Source organism: Rhizobium sp. TBD182 (assembly GCF_001950375.1).
Classification (GTDB): domain Bacteria; phylum Pseudomonadota; class Alphaproteobacteria; order Rhizobiales; family Rhizobiaceae; genus Agrobacterium; species Agrobacterium tumefaciens.
Genome location: NZ_BDLN01000010.1, coordinates 48,400 through 49,163 on the forward strand (window position 1 = coordinate 48,400; position 764 = coordinate 49,163).

At 61.6% G+C, this 764-nt stretch carries 1 protein-coding gene; it reads right to left on the bottom strand.

What is annotated here, in order from left to right; translation table 11 throughout:
• Window positions 1-65: 65 nt before the first annotated feature.
• The coding region (locus tag T18_RS27850; protein ID WP_323455251.1) for a BID domain-containing protein at window positions 66-764 on the bottom strand (699 nt) is incomplete at its 5' end.

Genomic DNA, 764 nt, shown 5'->3' on the forward strand with positions numbered 1-764 from the left:
AGCCGCCGCGAGTGCGGATATGATGACAGCGGCGCCAGACAGAAACAGGAGAACCCGTCTCCGCCTCATTGCTTCAGCACCGGCGTCTGGCGCTGGGTAAGACGCTGTTCCTCGGCTTGCCTCAGCGACTGCACGGTGCGCTCGTGAGCCGCGAGTTGTTGCGCCGTGCGCATGACCGACCAGGCTTGTTTGAGCTGCCCCTTCTGCTCCGGTTTCATGGACTCGGAGAGCTTTTCGTACAGCTTTCCCGACGGCTCACGGGCAGAGTTGCTCAACAGCGTCCGTTCCCCGAACCGCTCGGTAACCGCCCGGTTGAACCCGTCGATTTCGAGCTTTGTTTCGCGATTGCTGATCGCGTAGGCCATCGCTGCTGGTAGATCGTTGCGGTCGATGGCGTCACGCACCCTCTCCAGCACGACACGGGCTGCCGGCGACAGCGCCGGAATGTCGATCGAGACCCGCTGACGCAGGGACTGCTCGTCCGTTTGCAGCCTCTGAGTAACCGTCTCGCGCATCCGAAGATATTGCTCAAGATCGCGCTTGAGAGCGGGCACGTTCACCTCGGCAACACGACGCGCCTCCCGCTCTGGCTTGCTGGCGAGAATGCCGGTCTTGCCCTTCAGTGGACCGATAGATCCCGGCTCAGCCTCCAGCTTCTGCAAGATCTGCTTTGCCACCTCCTTGTCTGCCAGAAGCGCATCGAAGTTCATCGCGCGGAAGGCGGTTTCAGGATCGGCGAAGACATACGCAAAACGTGCCGAGAC